We start from the raw sequence: 641 nt of genomic DNA on the forward strand, positions 1-641 counted from the left end.
GCGTCGTCGCGCATCTTGCGCGCGTCCGCGGCCATCTTCTTCGCGGCGTCCAGCGCGCTCTGCGCGGAGTCCACGGCCGACTGCGCGTTGGTCTGCGCCGTCTTGGCGTGCTGGACGTCCCGCGTGGCGGCACGGACCTTGCCCTCGTCCGGCTTGTCCGCGTCCGACTTGCTGCCCGTCGGATCGTCCTTGTACTTGTCGGCCTCCTTCGACGCCCGCGTCACCCACGAGTCCGCCGAGGACAGCTTCGACTGCGCCGAGGACAGGTCCTCACGCGCCTCCCGCGCCTTGCGCAACGCCTTGTCCGCCAGCGCCTGGGCCCGCTCCAGCTTCGGCCAGAAGTCGGCGAGGGCGTCGCCGCACATCCCGTACGACTTCTCGAGCTTCTTCAGGTTCTTCGGTACGCCCGAGAACTCCTCCTTGAAGACCGTCGCCGACTTGCCCGCCCACTCCGCGAGCGTGCCCTCCCCCGCCATGCCCTTCACCAGGCGCAGCGCGTCGGACACGTCATCGGCGAAGTCGTGCAGCGTCTTGGCGAGCGTGCGCACCCGCTGCGGGTCACCCGGGGTCGGGTCCTTGTCCAGGTCCAGGACATGCCAATCCGTCGGCCTGTGGCCCACCATCACGCAACCCCCGTCGAC

Annotated in this window: 1 protein-coding gene; it reads right to left on the reverse strand. The window is 69.9% G+C overall.

Features of this window, described 5'->3' with window-relative positions; genetic code table 11:
* On the reverse strand, nt 1–623 hold a 623-nt coding region (locus tag EBH09_RS22010; protein WP_345940952.1), incomplete at its 3' end, for a putative T7SS-secreted protein.
* Nucleotides 624–641: the final 18 nt, after the last annotated feature.

The organism is Streptomyces sp. E2N166, from assembly GCF_003671715.1.
Classification (GTDB): Bacteria; Actinomycetota; Actinomycetes; order Streptomycetales; family Streptomycetaceae; genus Streptomyces; species Streptomyces thinghirensis.